At 67.5% G+C, this 14,706-nt stretch carries 15 protein-coding genes; 7 read left to right on the top strand and 8 right to left on the bottom strand.

From position 1 onward, the window contains the following. The 3 genes from AC5RV2_RS08145 to mca form a co-directional block, all read right to left on the bottom strand. A partial coding sequence (locus AC5RV2_RS08145) for a thioredoxin domain-containing protein (RefSeq protein WP_494091948.1) occupies positions 1–1,875 on the bottom strand: 1,875 nt, incomplete at its 3' end. Between the two features lie 2 nt (positions 1,876–1,877). Beyond that, complete coding sequence (locus AC5RV2_RS08140) at positions 1,878–2,237, bottom strand: hypothetical protein (RefSeq protein ID WP_494091947.1); 360 nt, start codon at positions 2,235–2,237, stop codon at positions 1,878–1,880. Between the two features lie 61 nt (positions 2,238–2,298). Beyond that, positions 2,299–3,213, bottom strand: a complete 915-nt coding sequence (mca, locus tag AC5RV2_RS08135; RefSeq protein ID WP_494091946.1) for a mycothiol conjugate amidase Mca — start codon at positions 3,211–3,213, stop codon at positions 2,299–2,301. Between the two features lie 54 nt (positions 3,214–3,267). On the opposite strand from mca, the gene AC5RV2_RS08130 reads away from it, so the two are divergent. Continuing rightward, positions 3,268–3,717 carry a DUF4307 domain-containing protein gene (locus tag AC5RV2_RS08130; RefSeq protein ID WP_494091945.1) on the top strand — a complete coding sequence of 150 codons (450 nt, stop codon included), beginning with the start codon at positions 3,268–3,270 and terminating at the stop codon, positions 3,715–3,717. A 269-nt stretch (positions 3,718–3,986) separates the two neighbouring features. Beyond that, positions 3,987–4,478 (top strand): transcription elongation factor GreA, encoded by a 492-nt coding sequence (gene greA, locus AC5RV2_RS08125; protein WP_494001468.1) that lies wholly within the window; start codon positions 3,987–3,989, stop codon positions 4,476–4,478. A 94-nt stretch (positions 4,479–4,572) separates the two neighbouring features. Here greA and AC5RV2_RS08120 read toward each other — a convergent pair whose 3' ends face one another. From AC5RV2_RS08120 to AC5RV2_RS08100, 5 genes are all read right to left on the bottom strand, one after another. Next, positions 4,573–5,148, bottom strand: coding sequence for a rhomboid family intramembrane serine protease (locus AC5RV2_RS08120; protein WP_494091944.1), 576 nt, complete (start codon positions 5,146–5,148; stop codon positions 4,573–4,575). A gap of 2 nt (positions 5,149–5,150) precedes the next feature. Next, positions 5,151–6,389, bottom strand: a complete 1,239-nt coding sequence (ilvA, locus tag AC5RV2_RS08115; RefSeq protein ID WP_494001470.1) for a threonine ammonia-lyase — start codon at positions 6,387–6,389, stop codon at positions 5,151–5,153. After that, the gene (locus tag AC5RV2_RS08110; RefSeq protein ID WP_494091943.1) at positions 6,386–7,663 is read right to left on the bottom strand and encodes an AI-2E family transporter; all 1,278 of its coding nucleotides are present in this window, start codon (positions 7,661–7,663) and stop codon (positions 6,386–6,388) included. The genes ilvA and AC5RV2_RS08110 overlap by 4 nt, the downstream gene beginning before the upstream one ends. A 37-nt stretch (positions 7,664–7,700) precedes the next feature. Next, the gene (locus AC5RV2_RS08105) at positions 7,701–8,627 is read right to left on the bottom strand and encodes an aldose 1-epimerase family protein (RefSeq protein ID WP_494091942.1); all 927 of its coding nucleotides are present in this window, start codon (positions 8,625–8,627) and stop codon (positions 7,701–7,703) included. A gap of 83 nt (positions 8,628–8,710) precedes the next feature. Further along, complete coding sequence (locus tag AC5RV2_RS08100; protein WP_494073571.1) at positions 8,711–9,541, bottom strand: Bax inhibitor-1/YccA family protein; 831 nt, start codon at positions 9,539–9,541, stop codon at positions 8,711–8,713. Between the two features lie 299 nt (positions 9,542–9,840). Between AC5RV2_RS08100 and AC5RV2_RS08095 the strand changes: the two genes are divergently transcribed. From AC5RV2_RS08095 to AC5RV2_RS08075, 5 genes are all read left to right on the top strand, one after another. Further along, on the top strand, positions 9,841–10,137 hold the full coding sequence (locus AC5RV2_RS08095) for a GroES family chaperonin (RefSeq protein ID WP_493978707.1): 297 nt from the start codon (positions 9,841–9,843) through the stop codon (positions 10,135–10,137). 318 nt (positions 10,138–10,455) lie between these two features. Continuing rightward, complete coding sequence (locus tag AC5RV2_RS08090) at positions 10,456–11,784, top strand: branched-chain amino acid ABC transporter permease (RefSeq protein WP_494091941.1); 1,329 nt, start codon at positions 10,456–10,458, stop codon at positions 11,782–11,784. Between the two features lie 11 nt (positions 11,785–11,795). Further along, positions 11,796–12,776, top strand: coding sequence for a branched-chain amino acid ABC transporter permease (locus tag AC5RV2_RS08085; protein WP_494001474.1), 981 nt, complete (start codon positions 11,796–11,798; stop codon positions 12,774–12,776). 74 nt (positions 12,777–12,850) lie between these two features. Beyond that, positions 12,851–13,846, top strand: coding sequence for an ABC transporter ATP-binding protein (locus tag AC5RV2_RS08080; protein ID WP_494091949.1), 996 nt, complete (start codon positions 12,851–12,853; stop codon positions 13,844–13,846). Further along, entirely contained in the window at positions 13,843–14,613 is a 771-nt protein-coding gene (locus AC5RV2_RS08075; RefSeq protein WP_494091940.1) for an ABC transporter ATP-binding protein, read from the top strand. The genes AC5RV2_RS08080 and AC5RV2_RS08075 overlap by 4 nt, the downstream gene beginning before the upstream one ends. The last annotated feature ends 93 nt before the right edge of the window (positions 14,614–14,706 follow it).

Below are 14,706 nucleotides of genomic sequence, written 5' to 3'. Positions count from 1 at the left end.
GGCGAGGCCCCACCCGGCGGCACGCGGTGCGCGCACGGCAATCCGCTCCAGATACCCCAGCAGCCGGCCCGCCAGCTCCCGGTGCCGGGCTGAGCCGCTGTAGGCGGCATAGGTGGCCAATGCCCCGGCCAACAGGCCGGTGCCGCTGGGAGTGGCGCTCTCCAGCGGATCCGCGGGCGGAACGGATCCGGCGGCGGCAGCCACCTGGGCGGCGGGGGCCGCCTGGTCGCTCAGCTGTCCCGCCTCCAAAAACACCTCCTCCGCCCGCAGCACCAGCGCTTCCGCGACGGCATACCAGCGGGGCTCCCCGGTGGCTGCATACAGCGAGAACAGCCCCTCGGCGCAGCCGGCGTAGTCCTCCAGCAAACCTTCGAAGTGCTGGGCAGTGCCGTTGTGCGACACCCGGGCAAGCCGGCCGGAGCCGTCCAGGTGCACGGCAAGCAGGTAGTCCGCGGCGGCCACCGCGGCGGCGGTCAGGTCGGGCCGCGCCAGCAGCTCGCCGGCTTCGGCCAGCCCGGCCACGGCCAGGCCGTTCCAGCCGGCGACAACTTTTTCATCCCGCTCCGGCTGCGGCCGTTCCTGCCGGGCGGCCAGCAGCACCGGACGCAGCCCTTCCCACCGCTGCCGCTCGTCCGGTTCCAGCAGCCGTCCCGGGTGCAAGGTCGAGCCGGCTGCGGTGACGTTTCCCCGCTCGCGCACGCCCATCACGGAGGCGACCCAACCGCCGTCGTCGGCGCCGAGCAGCTCCCGCAGCTCTGCCGGGGACCACAGGTACGTGGCGCCTTCGTGGTGGACACCGTCGACGACGGTGTCGGCGTCGAGCGAGGACGCCAACCCGCCGTGCGCCAACCGCAGCCGGTCCACCATCCAGTCCGCCGTGCCGGCCGTGACCGCGCGCCCCAGGTCCCTCTCGGCCTCGACCGAAGACTGGAAGGCCCACTGCGCATACACGCGCAGCAGTTGGACATTGTCATAGAGCATTTTTTCGAAGTGCGGCACGGACCACTGACGGTCCACCGCATAGCGGGCAAAGCCGCCCTCCAGCTGGTCGTACAACGCGGACCCGGCCATGGCCTGCAGCGTCCGGGACGATAGTGCGGCGGCCTGGCCCGCCGTGTCGGCCCGCGAGGCCGCGGCATGCCGGAGCAGGAAGTGCAGCACGGCCGACGGCGGAAATTTGGGTGCCGCGCCAAACCCGCCGAAGACGGTGTCCTCCTGCCGCGCCAGGACCTCGACGGCCTGCTCGAGGACCGGGCGGCCCGCACCCCAGCCGCCGGCGGACACCTGTACGGGTCCCGGCCCCGGATCGCCGGACCGATCGGCGGCGTCGTCGGGCCCCTGGGTGAGGTCCCCGAGGAGTTCACGGTTGGCTTCCCCCGCCTGCGCGAGGGCCTCGGCCAGCGAGGCGGCAGTGGTTTCAACGGCGTCCCGGCGCTGCTCCCAGGCTTCATGGACCGCCTGGAGCACCTGGCGGAAGGATGGCTGGCCCTGCAGCGGCCGCGGCGGAAAGTAGGTGCCGGCATAGAAGGCCCGGCCGTCGGGCAGGGTAAAGACGCTCATCGGCCAGCCGCCCTGGCCGGTCATCAGCTGCGTGGCCGCCATGTAGACGTTGTCCACGTCCGGGCGTTCCTCCCGGTCCACTTTGACCGGTATGAAATGCTCGTTCAGGTACCGGGCCGTGGCTTCGTCCTCGAAGGACTCACCGGCCATTACATGGCACCAGTGGCACGCCGCATAGCCGACCGAAATGAAAACAGGCACGTCGCGCAGACGCGCCTGTTCAAAGGCCTGGTCACCGAACGGCCACCAGTCCACCGGGTTCCCGGCATGCTGCCGCAAGTAGGCCGAAGCCTCCGAGCGCAGTCTGCCGGCCATGGTTACTCCCGGCGGTCCGGGCGGCCCGAGCGGCCGCTGCGTTCGTTCGGGCTCCCCGTTTCGGTGCCGCCGCCGTCCGCGTACCCCCGCGCGCCCCCGCCGGCAGTGCCTGCCTGCCCGGACCCTTCGGGGGCGGACTCGGGCGAATCCTGGCCGCCGCTCTCCTCCACCTGGGCGCGGTAGCGCACCCGCCGGATGCGCCGGCTCATGTCCCAGATCAGGAAAACCACCACGGCCGCGAGGCCAAAGGTGAAGAAGAAGCCCCAGGGCCCGGGCGAAACCTGCTCAGGGTCCAGGCCGGGCCGGAGACTGGGTTCGCCGGCACCGGCGGCGACGGCGGCAAGGATCTGGATCAGGGGCAAGTTTCAATCTCTTTCTCGCTGCGTCCCGGAAATTCGCTCCGGTGCTGGTTGGCTGCAAGGTCTATCTTATGCCCGCGAAAAAATCCGTTTCCGGCACGCTGGTCTCCACCCGGGCGTGGATCAGCGAGAAATCCTCCCACGGCCAGACGGTCCGCTGCATCTCCTCCGAGACCGCGAAGAAGAACCCGGTGGGCTCCACCTGGGTTCGATGCGCCAGCAGCGCGCGGTCGCGGTGGCGGAAAAAGTCGCCGCAGTCGATCTGCGTGGTGGTGCGGTGGTTGGGCATGGGCGGCTGGTGCCCCTCGGCGTCGGCCTCCAGCCATGCCGCGAGGCGTGCGGCGTAGGGCGACTGCAGCCCGGCTTCCTCCAGGGCGTAGTGCAGTGCTTGGAACCGTTCCGGGTTGAACGCGCGGTCGTAGTAAAGCTTGAGCGGCTCCCAGGGACTGCCCGCGTCCGGGTAACGCTCCGGGTCACCGGCAGCGTGGTAGGCCTCCACCGCCACCTTGTGGGCCATGATGTGGTCGGGGTGGGGGTAGCCGCCGTTCTCGTCGTAGCTGATCACCACATGCGGGCGGAACTCGCGGACCAGCCTCACCAGTGGAGCCGCCGCCCGTTCCAGGGGCAGCGTGGCGAAGCTGCCGAACGGCAGCGGCGGCAGCGGATCCCCTTCCGGCAGGCCCGAATCTGCGAACCCCAGCCAGCGATGCTGTACGCCCAGCTCCGCTGCCGCCCGGGCCATCTCCACCCGCCGCAGGCCGGCCAGGTCCCGGTGCGCCTGCGGGTCCGAGGCGGCCTCCGCGTTGAGGATGTCTCCGCGTTCACCGCCGGTGCAGGTGGCGACGAGCACCTGGACGCCTTCGGCGGCATAACGCGCCATGGACGCGGCGCCTTTGCTGGATTCGTCGTCCGGATGGGCGTGGACCGCCAGCAGGCGCAGTCCCTCACTCTGCGCCGGCTGGGCTGCGTCGAAGCTCACGTGGCTGCTCCTGGGAAATCTTGCGTGGGTGGGTGGGAAGCTAAACTTGAGGGCGTGAGCACCTCCGGCCCCCGAACTCCTCAGACTCCCCCCAGCTTAACGGTTTCCGAACGTTACGGCACACCGCGGCGGACGCTGTCCCGCCGCAGCAAACTGGCACTGGCCGGCGGGGCCTTGGGCGTGGCCATCATCGGCGCCGGTTTCTTTGCCCTGGGCCAGGGCGGGCCGCAGATCGAGAGCAAGGACGTGGGCTTTGCCGTGGCCGACGCCGGTCACATCACCGTGGACTTCCAAGTCACCAAGGATCCCGAGGCCATCGTCCACTGCGCGGTCCAGGCCCTGAGCGAGAACTACGCCGTCGTCGGCTGGAAGGTCGCCACGATCGGGCCCGCCGCCGAAGGGGATACGGCCGAGACCACCGCGCACCGCGTCCAGCTCAGGACCGAATCCCTGGCCGTTTCCGGCGGCGTGGACAGCTGCTGGCCCGCCGGCACCGGCGGCTGACCCTCCCGCCGGGCGCGCCCGGAGGCATGCCATTCCAGGCTGTCGCGGTTCTTTTGCCACCGGGTTATTGGGAAAACCGGCGTCGGCTGACTACAATTGAGCAAATACATTGCCCCGCCCCCCGGTGAACTGGGACCTCCCAGAACGAATGATTCACCTTTACGGCGGGGTCTTTGCATGGAGTGGCCGCCACCTTGGCGGCCTTTTGTGCAAAGAGCCACCGTGCCGGCCCGCCTCCAGCGGTACCGGCAGCAATTAAGGAGAACTACGTGTCCACTTCCAGCGCACCCGTCGCCTGGCTCACTCAGGAAGCCTACGACCGTCTGAAGGCTGAACTGGATCACCTTTCGGGCCCCGGCCGGGCAGAGATTGTCGACCGCATCGAACAGGCCCGCTCCGAGGGGGATCTCAAGGAAAACGGCGGTTACCACGCCGCCAAGGAAGAACAGGGCAAGGCCGAGGCCCGGATCCGTCAGCTCACCGACTTGCTGCGCAACGCCCACGTGGGCGAGGCACCCGCTGACGACGGCATCGTAGAGCCGGGCATGGTCATCGAAGCGAAGATCGCAGGCGACACCGAGCGCTTCCTGTTGGGCAGCCGCGAGGTCGCCGGCGAATCCGAACTGGACGTGTACAGCGAAAAGTCTCCGCTGGGTGCTGCCATCCACGGCCTGCGCGCGGGTGAATCCACCACCTATGCTGCGCCTAACGGCAAGCAGATCAGCGTGGAGATCATTTCCGCCAAGCCTTACGCCGGCTGATTACGCACCATCATCGTCGAAGGCGGGCTCCTGCGGGAGCCCGCCTTCGGCGTATGCGGCAGCAGGCGTCAGCCCGCGCGCGCCGGGAACGGGTTCAGCGAAGGCTCCGCCTGCGGCGCAGCAGCACGGCGGCGGCGACTCCCCCGGCCGCCCCGAAAAGGTGCGCCTGCCAGGAGATCCCGGGCAGCGTCGTCGGCAGGACTCCCCACAACACCGAGCCGTAGAACAGAAAGATGACCACGGCCAGCAGGATCTGGCGCCAGCTGTGGTTGTAGAAGCCACGCACCAACAAGTAGGCCAACAGCCCGAAGACCAGGCCGGAGGCGCCGATGGTCAGGCCCGCGCCGGTCAGCCAGACCCCTAGCCCGGAGGCCAGCCAGCTGCAGGCGAGCACCACGCAAAACCGCCGGATTCCTTCCAGCAGCGTCAGGAACGCGAGTACCAGCAGCGGGACCGTGTTGCTCAACAGGTGGCCGGTGTCGGCGTGCAGCAGCGGCGCGAACACCACACCGTCAAGCCCGTCGAGCCGCCGTGGCGCGATGCCCAGCAGCAGGCTGAAGTACCCGCCGGCGAAGATGTTGACCAGGAAGACCACCCAGAGCAGTGCCGCCAGTGCCCCGGCTCCGGCCAGCGCCGGGGCGGGGCGCAGTCCACGGCTTCCGGCGGCCACGGTCAGTGGACGACGATGGGCTGGAAGCCAGCGGCGCGGAGGCTGCCGAGCACCAGTTCGCAGTGCTCGTGGCCCTTTGTCTCGATGTCGATGGTGATGGCCACATCGCCCATGCTGATGGACCCGCCGATGCGGGTATGGTCCACGCGCGTGACGTTGGCGTCCGATTCGGCGATGATCCGCGAGATCGTGGCCAGCGAGCCGGGTCGGTCGTCGAGCATGATCCGCACGGACATGAACCGGCCGGAAGCGTACAGCCCCCGCTGGATCACCTTCAGCATCAGCATGGGATCTATGTTTCCGCCGGAGAGGATCACCGCCGTGGTGCCCGGATCCGGGATGACACCTTCCATGAGCGCGGCGACGCCGACGGCACCGGCGGGCTCGACCACCAGCTTGGACCGTTCAACCAGGAAGATCAGTGCGCGGGCCAGGGCGTCCTCGCTGACCGTGACCACGTCGTCGACCAGTTCCCGGATGATGGAGAACGGCAGCTGCCCGGGCCGGCCGACGGCGATACCGTCGGCCATGGTGGAGACCTTCTGCAGCGGCACCAGCGCATCGGCGGCCAGGGAGGGAGGGTAGGCGGCCGCATTCTCCGCCTGCACGCCGATCACCCTGATCTCGCGGCCCAACTCCTTCGCCCTGGCCTTGACGGCCGTGGCGACCCCGGCCAGCAGTCCCCCGCCGCCGACGCCCATGACGATGGTCTCGACGTTGGGGACCTGCTCCAGGATCTCGAGCCCCAGCGTGCCCTGTCCGGCGATGATGTCGGGGTTGTCGAACGGATGCACGAAGACCGCTCCGGTCTCGTCCGCGTAGCGCTGTGCCTCGGCGAGGGCCTCGTCCACATTGTGGCCGTGCAGCACGACTTCGGCGCCGTGGCCCCGGGTGGCCGCGAGCTTCGGCAGGGCGACGCCGAGCGGCATGAAAATGCGGGCCTTGATGCCCAGGCGGGCCGCCGCCACCGCGACGCCTTGCGCGTGGTTTCCGGCGGAGGCAGCCACGACGCCGCGTGCCTTCTCCGCATCGGACAGCCCGGCCATCCGCACGTAGGCACCCCGGACCTTGAACGACCCGGCCCGCTGCAGGTTCTCGCATTTGAAGAACACGTCGGAGCCGACCATCCGGCCCAGGGCGCGGGATTGTTCGATCGGCGTCTTGGCGATGATGCCGTCGAGGGTTTTCCGGGCGGCTTGGATGTCGTCGAGCGTGACGGGAAGCTGGGCGGTGACTGTCACTTGTCGGTCTCTTTTCTGTGCAGCAGGACGCGGCGTCGGCGGGAGGGGTCCCGGTCTGAGGGCTCGGGCGGATTTCCGGGACCCGGCGAAGCCAGTGCCGGTTCCGGCGCCCGGTAGGGCTCTTCCACCGGTGGCGGCGCGCCCAGGGCCGGGTCTGTTTCCCATCCGCGGGCGGCGATGTACTTCACGACCGCGTTGAGGATCGCGAGCAAGGGGACGGCAAAGAGTGCGCCGGCGACGCCCGCGACCATGGAGCCGCCGGCCACGGCCAGCACAACGGCCAGCGGATGCAGCGAGACTGCCTTGCCCATGATCAGCGGCTGGAGCACGTGGCCCTCCAGCTGCTGAACACCCAGCACAATGGCGAGCATGATCAGCGCGTTGACCCAGCCGTTGGCCACCAGTGCCAAGAGGACGGCGACGAACCCGGTGAGCAGGGCACCGACGATCGGGACGAAGGAACCAAGGAATACCAGGACGCCCAGCGGAAGTGCCAGTGGCACGCCGATGATGGCCGCGCCCGCGCCGATGCCGACGGCGTCAACGAAGGCGACGAACATCTGGACCCGGATGTAGTGCACCATGGAGGTCCAGCCCTTGCGGCCGGCGCCATTGCTGGCCGCCCTCGCCTTCTTGGGCAGCAGGCCGACCATGAAGCGCCAGATCCGGTCGCCGTCGTAGAGGAAGAAAATCAGCGCGAAGATGGTCAGCAGCAGGCCGGTGACCAGGTGTCCGGCGGTGGACCCGACGCTCAGGGCGCTGGAGAAGATCGCGCTGCTGTTGTTCTGCAGCTGGTCCAGGCCTTCGTTCAGGTAGTCGTTGAGTTGTTCGTTGGTCAGACGGAGCGGCCCGTCGGTCAGCCAGCCCTGGACCTGGCCGATGCCTTGCATCACCTGGTCCCACAGCTCGCTGAAGCCGATGTAGAGCTGCCGGCCGACCAGGGAGAGCGCCCCGCCGATCAGTCCCAGGAAGCCGAGGATGGTGATGACGACCGCCAGGCTCTTGGGAACCTTGGCCTTTTGCAGGAACCGGACGACGGGGGAAATCAAGGCGGCGATCAGGGCCGCGACCATCAACGGGATGATCAGCAGCGAGACGAAACTGAGCAGCCAGACCAACAGTCCGCCCACCACCAGGATCAACCCCACCCGCCATGCCCAGGCCGCGCTGATCCGCAGCGCATAGGGAACGTCCTCGCGGACGTGGTGTTGGCCGTCAACTCCGGCCAAACGTCCGGCCGGCAGCGGACGGTTTTCGGGGAAGGACCGGTTCATACACCCAATAGTTTCATACTGTGACCCAGCCGTGCGTTCAGTGAAGCTGCGCCGTAATGCCCCAGCTCCCGCCGAACGTTGCACCGGGCTCCAGCCATTCCAGCCCCAGGCCGGAATTGAAGCTGTTGGCGGGTGCCGTCATCGGTTCCACCGCGACGGCGCGGTCCCGGCCCGGATATTTGGTGGTCACCAGGACATGGACGTAGCGGAAGGTTTCCTCCTGCCACAGCCGGACCTGCGAGCCGCTCTCCGAGGCGAGGGTGGTCACCGCGCGGCCGCCCGGGCCGGCGGACAGGGCGGTGTAGCCGTGATCGATGTCCAGCTCCGCCACCCGGCTTCCGCCGCGCAGGTCGGTCTGGCCGGTGACCGGGACATCCGCCGTCGGAATCATGGTGTGCGGGTCGGTGGGAAAGTACCGCGCCGCCGGCACGGTCAAGGTCAGCCGGTCGGCGGGTTCGTCTCCGAGCCGGATGAAGGGATGTGCGCCCAGTGCGACCGGCGCCGCGGCCGCGGACAGGTTCCGCAGTTCCTGCCGGACGGTCAGGTCGCCGGCCTCGTCCAGGGAGTACTCGGCAAGATGGCTGAGCCGGAAGGGGTAGCCGTGCTGGGGGAAGATTTCCGCCTGGAGCACCACCGCTGACCCGCTGCGGCCAACCAGCCGGTAGCCGGTGTTGCGCAGCAGTCCGTGGCTGGCGTGGCCGCGGCCCGGTTCCGTGATGTCCAGTTGTTGGACGGCGCCGTCCAGCTCCCAACGGCCTCCCTCCACCCGGTTGGGCCAGGGCGCCAGCAGGATGCCCGAGGCCGAGGGTGGAATGCTGTCGTCGGCGAAGGTCTCGGTCAACTGCACGCCCTGTTTTTCGAAGAGCCGGAGGCAGCCCGCCAGTTCGGTGACCACGGCCCGCGATCCGGCGCGCCTCAGTTCAAACTGCTCGCCGGTCGCTGCCCGGCTGCGCTGGCCCGTCATGGTTCCACCGTAGCGGGTCGCCGCTTAAACAGCCGACCCCGGCGCACGGCCGGGGTCGGTTGGTTGGTCGGGAGAACGGCTGATTACTCGTCGCCGCGGAGGATGGCGAGCAGGCGCAGGATCTCCACGTAGAGCCAGACCAGTGTCACGGTCAGGCCGAAGGCGGCCGTCCAGGAGTACTTGCGGTCCACGCCCTGCCGGACGCCCTGCTCGATCGAGGTGAAGTCCACGATCAGGGAGAACGCGGCCAAGCCGATGGCCAGCAGGCCGATGATGACGCCCAGCGGGATGCCCATGATTTCCGCGCCACGCATGCCCCACTGGTTGTCCAGCACGCCGAACCACATCAGGCCCAGGTTGACCAGCGAGAAGAGCGCGTAGCCGATCAGCGCGATCATGAAGAAGCGCATGGCCTTGGGGGTGGCGCGCACCTTGCCGCTCTTGAACAGGGCCAGCGTGACGGCGAAGACGCACACGGTGCCCAGCACGGCCTGCGGGGCCACGCCGGCGTACATCGAGTCGATGACCATGGACAGGGCGCCGACGAACAGGCCCTCGGCGGCGGCGTAGGCCAGGATGAGGCCCTTGGACGGTTCCCGCTTAAAGGCGTTGACCAGCCCGAGCACCAGGCCGGCGATCATGCCCGGAATCAGCAGGATCGGGAACATCCAGCCGATCGCACCGCCGACGACCACCAGGGACAGGCAGGCCAGGGTCTTGAGGATGACGTCGTCATAGGTCATCCGGCCGGTCTGGGCTGGGCCCGCCGACGGCTGGTTGTACAGATCCTGCAGCTGCTGGCTGGAAAGCTGGGTCTGGCCGGCGAGCACGGCGGAGCCGGCTCCGGCAGGGCCCGCGGGCGAGCCGCGGAACGCCTTCGGGTTGTTGAAAACCGGATTTCCTCCGATTGCCATCTTGTTGTCCTCCATCGTCAGGGGGCGAGCTATTGCTTAGACTACCAATCCCAACGAACAACACGGCAGAAAATTCCTTGACTGGCCGGTGAACCCGCGTCGGGCACCGGCGCCGCCCTCCGGCGCCGCCCTGGGCAGCAAACCTGCGTCGGCAGCAACGCCGCCCTGCGGCAGTCTCGCGGCCGACGCGCCTGCAGCCCCGCGGCCGGGCCCGCCTGCCCGGGTAGAATGCTGGGGTGACGTCCCGCAGTCCTTCCAACGCGCCCCGCTCCTCCGCCCGGGCCAAGCTGCCCCTGCGCATGCTCCATGACCGCATCCTCGTGGCTCCGGACCAGGACAGCAGCGAGCGCCGTTCGTCCTCGGGAATCGTCATTCCGGCCACCGCCGTCATGGGCAAGCGCCTGGCGTGGGCCGAGGTAGTCGCCGCCGGCCCGCACGTGCGCCAGGTAGCGGTCGGCGACCGGGTGCTCTTCGACCCCGAAGACCGCGCCGAAGTCGAAGTCAACGCCGCCGACTACACCCTGCTCCGCGAGCGCGACGTCCACGCCGTCTCCCAGCCGGAGGAAGCGGACAGCGGCACGGGGCTCTACCTGTAGATCTCTACCTGTAAATTCGGGGCCCTGCCTGCAGTTCCCGGGCGCCCTGCCTGAAGCTTCCCGCAGGGACGCCTCTGGTTTCCCGCGGGGTTGCCGGCATCCGGTAGCCCGCCTGTTCCCGGAGGCCGATACGTTTCATCGATGCTAAATGACGGCTTCACAGTTGTTACCTGATCGCGACAGAACGCACCCTCCCGCCGCCCGTGACGCAGGTAACATAAACGACACGTCGGTGATTTCCGTCACAGACACTGTCAGCGCCTGCCGGTGATCCGGCGGACCACACCCCCCACTGTGGAGGTTCATATCTTGATCGCGATGCCGAAGCTCGTTCGGCCATTGGGGACACTGCTCGCCTTACTGGCGATCATCGCGGGCCTTATCTTGTCCGCACCCCCCTCACTGGCTTCGACCACCTCACCCGAGCCCACCCCCGGCGCGACGACGACGGGGACCGCGCCGGCGGAGCCCTTCCGCGATACGATCAGCGGCGTCCTGCGCAATGCCGACGGCCCCGTCGTGGGGGTGCGGATCACGGCGACGGGCGAAGGATTCACCGGCGAGGCGACCACCGGCGAAAACGGGTCCTGGTCGATCGGTGTCCCGAAACGTGGAACCTACCAGGTCGAAGTGGACGTCTCGACCTTCCCGGAGGGAGTGGAACTCGCCGAAGGCACACCGAATCCGCGGGAAGTCACCTTCACGAACACTTCCAACGCCGCCGCCATCTTTCCCCTCGGTGAAGGCATTGTGCTCCAGGGCGCCGGTTTCGCCGAGGTCTTCGTCGAGCGTCTCATTGCGGGCCTGAGCTTCGGCCTGCTGCTGGCCCTGGCCTCGGTCGGGTTGTCCCTCATTTACGGCACCACCGGGCTGACTAACTTCGCCCACGGCGAGATGGTCACCGTCGGCGCGGTGCTGATGTTCGGCCTCGCGCTGGTCGGCCTTCCGGTGTGGCTGGCCATGCTGTTGGCCATTGTCCTGGGCGGTGCATTCGGCTGGGCCCAGGACGCCTGGCTTTGGAAGCCGCTGCGTTATCGGGGTACCGGACTGATCCCCATGATGATCATCAGCATCGGCCTGGCCTTGGCTGCCCGGTACGTCATCCAGTTCAACTTCGGCGGCGCCACGCAGCAGCTGCCGCAGGCCCGAAGCCCCATCCTGGAATTTGGCGACATTTCGATCAGCCGCAACACGCTGCTCTCGTTGGTTGTCAGCCTGATAGTGATCATCCTGATTGCCATGCTGCTGCTGAAGACCCGGCTGGGCAAGGCAACCCGGGCCGTCGCCGACAACCCCGCGCTGGCGGCGGCCTCCGGCATCGATGTTGACGGGGTCATCCGCATCGTCTGGACGGTCGGCGGGGTGCTGGCCGCGCTGGGCGGCATCCTTTGGGCCTATTACCGCCCCGGTGTCACCTTCAACATGGGCCAGCAGATCCTGCTGCTCGTCTTTGCCGGCGTCATTCTCGGCGGCCTGGGCACCGTGTTCGGCGCCCTGGTCGGTTCGGTCATCGTCGGCATGTTCGTCGAACTGTCGACGCTCTGGCTGGAAGCGGACCTGAAGTATGTGGGCGCCCTGCTGATCATGATCGTCGTCCTGCTGTTCCGGCCACAGGGCATCCTGGGCCGTCGAGAGCGCGTGGGTTAGGAGGCAACACCATGGATTTCCTGAATATTTTCACCAACGCCCTGGGCGAAATCATCAGCCCGACGACGGCCGCCTACGCTTTGGCGGCACTCGGCCTGGCCGTCCACTTCGGCTATTCCGGCCTGCTCAATTTCGGCCAAGCCGGCTTCATGGCTATCGGCGCCTACGGCTTCGCCATTCCCACGCTCGAGTGGGGCGTGCCGTTCTTTGTCGGCGTCTTGATAGCCCTGATTGGTTCGGTGATCTTTGCGCTGTTGCTGGGCATCCCCACGCTGCGCCTCCGGGCAGATTATCTGGCCATCGTCACGATCGCCGCAGCGGAGATCATCCGGTACGTGGTCACCACCAACGACCTGACGGACATCACCGGTTCGGCGAACGGCCTGGCTGCCTTCGAAGGCGGGTTCTTCGCCCTGAATCCGTTCCCGCAGGGCGCCTACAATTTCGGCCTGGTGACCCTGAACGAACGCGGCCTCTGGATCCGCGTCGTCGGCTGGGGCCTGGTGGTGATCTGCTGCCTGCTGGTGTTCCTGCTGATGCGCAGCCCGTGGGGCCGGATCCTGAAAGGCATCCGCGAGGACGAGAACGCGGTGCGGGCCTTGGGCAAGAACGTGTACTCGTACAAGATGCAGGCCCTCATCATCGGCGGCCTGTTCGGAACAATGGCCGGCATGGTGTTCACGCTCCCCCGCGGAGCGGTACAACCAGCCAACTACCAGACGGAGCTGACGTTCTTCCTCTGGACCTGCGTGCTGCTGGGCGGCATGGCCACCGTCCTCGGCCCGGTTATCGGCGCCATGCTCTTCTGGGTAGTCCTCTCGCTGACCCAGGGACTGCTCTACGGTGCCATCGAGGCGGACTACATCACCTTCCTGACAACCACACAGGCAGGACAGCTCCGCTACATCCTGGTTGGCATCGCCTTGATGCTGCTGATGATCTTCAGGCCCCAAGGCGTGCTGGGCAATAAGAAAGAACTGGCATTCACATGAGCGAACAAGACCGCACCACCGCTGCCGGGGCCACCGCCGTCCCGGAACAGGCCGACCAGCCGGGCACGGACTACATGACGGACACGCGTCCCATTGCTGCCGACGAACCGGGCCCGGGCTGCCGGAAACGGGATCCCATCCTCGTCGCCAAAAACGTGACCCGGCAATTCGGTGGCGTCAATGCCGTGGACGTGGAATATCTCGAGATCCCACGGCACCAAATCACGGCGCTGATCGGACCCAACGGGGCGGGCAAGACCACGCTGTTCAATCTGCTTACCGGCTTCGACGTCCCCCAGAGCGGTGAGTGGTCCTTCGAGGGGCATTCGCTCGCCGGTGTGCCGTCCTACAAGGTGGCGCGCAGGGGCATGGTGCGCACGTTCCAGCTGACCAAGGTCATGGGAAAACTCTCCGTCATGGAGAACATGCGCCTGGGGGCCACCGGCCAGTCCGGTGAGAACCTCTTCAAGGCCCTCTTCAAGAACATCTGGGGGCCCAAGGAACGGGAAATCACGGAGCAGGCCGACGTCCTGCTGGCCAAGTTCAAACTGGACTCCAAACGGGACGACTACGCAGCATCGCTCTCCGGCGGCCAGCGCAAACTGCTGGAAATGGCACGCGCCCTGATGGTCCGGCCCAAGCTGGTCATGCTCGATGAGCCGATGGCCGGCGTCAACCCCGCCCTGACGCAGTCGCTGCTGGAGCATGTCAAAAACCTGAAGGCCGAGGGCATGACCGTGTTGTTCGTCGAACACGACATGCAAATGGTCCGCCACATTGCCGACTGGGTGGTGGTCATGGCCGAAGGCCGGATCGTGGCAGAAGGTCCGCCCGGCGTCGTCATGAAGGATCCCGCTGTGATCGACGCGTATCTGGGCGCCCATCACGACGTCGACCTGGGCGACGCCGAAGGCGTCGAAGCGCTGGAGGAAGAGCTGGCGCAGGACGCGGAGTCGGTCGTGGGCACGGACGCCGAGGGCGTCCTGGGCCGCCACATCAGCGAGCAGGATTCCAGCGCAGAAGAAGCAGGCAACGCCGACCGCGGAACCAGAAGGAAGGACCGGTCATGAACGCGCGCCGTATGGAAACGACTCCGGAAGCCGTGGCGCCGGGGGAACCGGTGGTCACCGTGACGGAATTGGTGGCCGGCTACCTGCCCGGCGTCAATATCCTCAACGGCTGCAGCATCGAGGCCCGCCAGGGCGAATTGATTGGCATCATCGGCCCGAACGGTGCCGGCAAATCGACCCTGCTCAAGGCGATGTTCGGCCTGGTCAAGGTCCATTCCGGCACCGTCGTGGTGCGCGGCCAGGACCTGACGGGGTTGAAAGCGAACAAGCTCGTCAGCCGCGGCATCGGGTTCGTCCCGCAGAACAACAACGTCTTTTCGACGCTGACCATCGAAGAAAACATGGAAATGGGCATGTTCCAACGGCCCAAGGACTTCAGGAAACGCTTCGATTTCGTGGCGGGTATCTTCCCGGAACTGGCCAAGCGGCGCGCGCAGCGGGCGGGTTCGCTCTCCGGCGGTGAACGCCAAATGGTGGCGATGGGACGAGCCCTGATGATGGACCCGGCGGTGCTGCTCCTGGATGAGCCTTCCGCCGGCCTCTCTCCGGTCAAGCAGGACGAGACGTTCCTGCGGGTGCACGAAATCAACCGGGCCGGTGTTTCGGTGATCATGGTGGAACAGAACGCGCGCCGCTGCCTGCAGATCTGCGACCGCGGTTACGTCCTGGACCAGGGCAAGGACGCCTACACCGGAACCGGCCGCGAACTGCTGAAGGATCCGAAGGTCATCCAGCTCTACCTTGGCACGCTCGCGGACACCGCCTGAGACCCCAGCCTCACCGCGAAGGCGGCGCCTGCCCCCCGGGGCGGGCGCCGCCTTCGTGTGTGGCTACTCCATGCCAGGCCCCGCCGCCCGCGC

Source organism: Arthrobacter sp. Y3225116 (assembly GCF_059091245.1).
Note: the sequence above shows the minus strand (reverse complement) of the source record. Positions and strands in the feature narration are given on the sequence as shown.

Bases quoted from the DNA above. Each gene is read 5' to 3' on its own strand.
- AC5RV2_RS08110 (WP_494091943.1), bottom strand. From the start codon at position 7,663: ATGAACCGGTCCTTCCCCGAAAACCGTCCGCTGCCGGCCGGACGTTTG.
- AC5RV2_RS08105 (WP_494091942.1), bottom strand. From the start codon at position 8,627: ATGACGGGCCAGCGCAGCCGGGCAGCGACCGGCGAGCAGTTTGAACTG.
- AC5RV2_RS08100 (WP_494073571.1), bottom strand. From the start codon at position 9,541: ATGGCAATCGGAGGAAATCCGGTTTTCAACAACCCGAAGGCGTTCCGC.
- AC5RV2_RS08095 (WP_493978707.1), top strand. From the start codon at position 9,841: ATGCTCCATGACCGCATCCTCGTGGCTCCGGACCAGGACAGCAGCGAG.
- AC5RV2_RS08090 (WP_494091941.1), top strand. From the start codon at position 10,456: ATGCCGAAGCTCGTTCGGCCATTGGGGACACTGCTCGCCTTACTGGCG.
- AC5RV2_RS08085 (WP_494001474.1), top strand. From the start codon at position 11,796: ATGGATTTCCTGAATATTTTCACCAACGCCCTGGGCGAAATCATCAGC.
- AC5RV2_RS08080 (WP_494091949.1), top strand. From the start codon at position 12,851: ATGACGGACACGCGTCCCATTGCTGCCGACGAACCGGGCCCGGGCTGC.
- AC5RV2_RS08075 (WP_494091940.1), top strand. From the start codon at position 13,843: ATGAACGCGCGCCGTATGGAAACGACTCCGGAAGCCGTGGCGCCGGGG.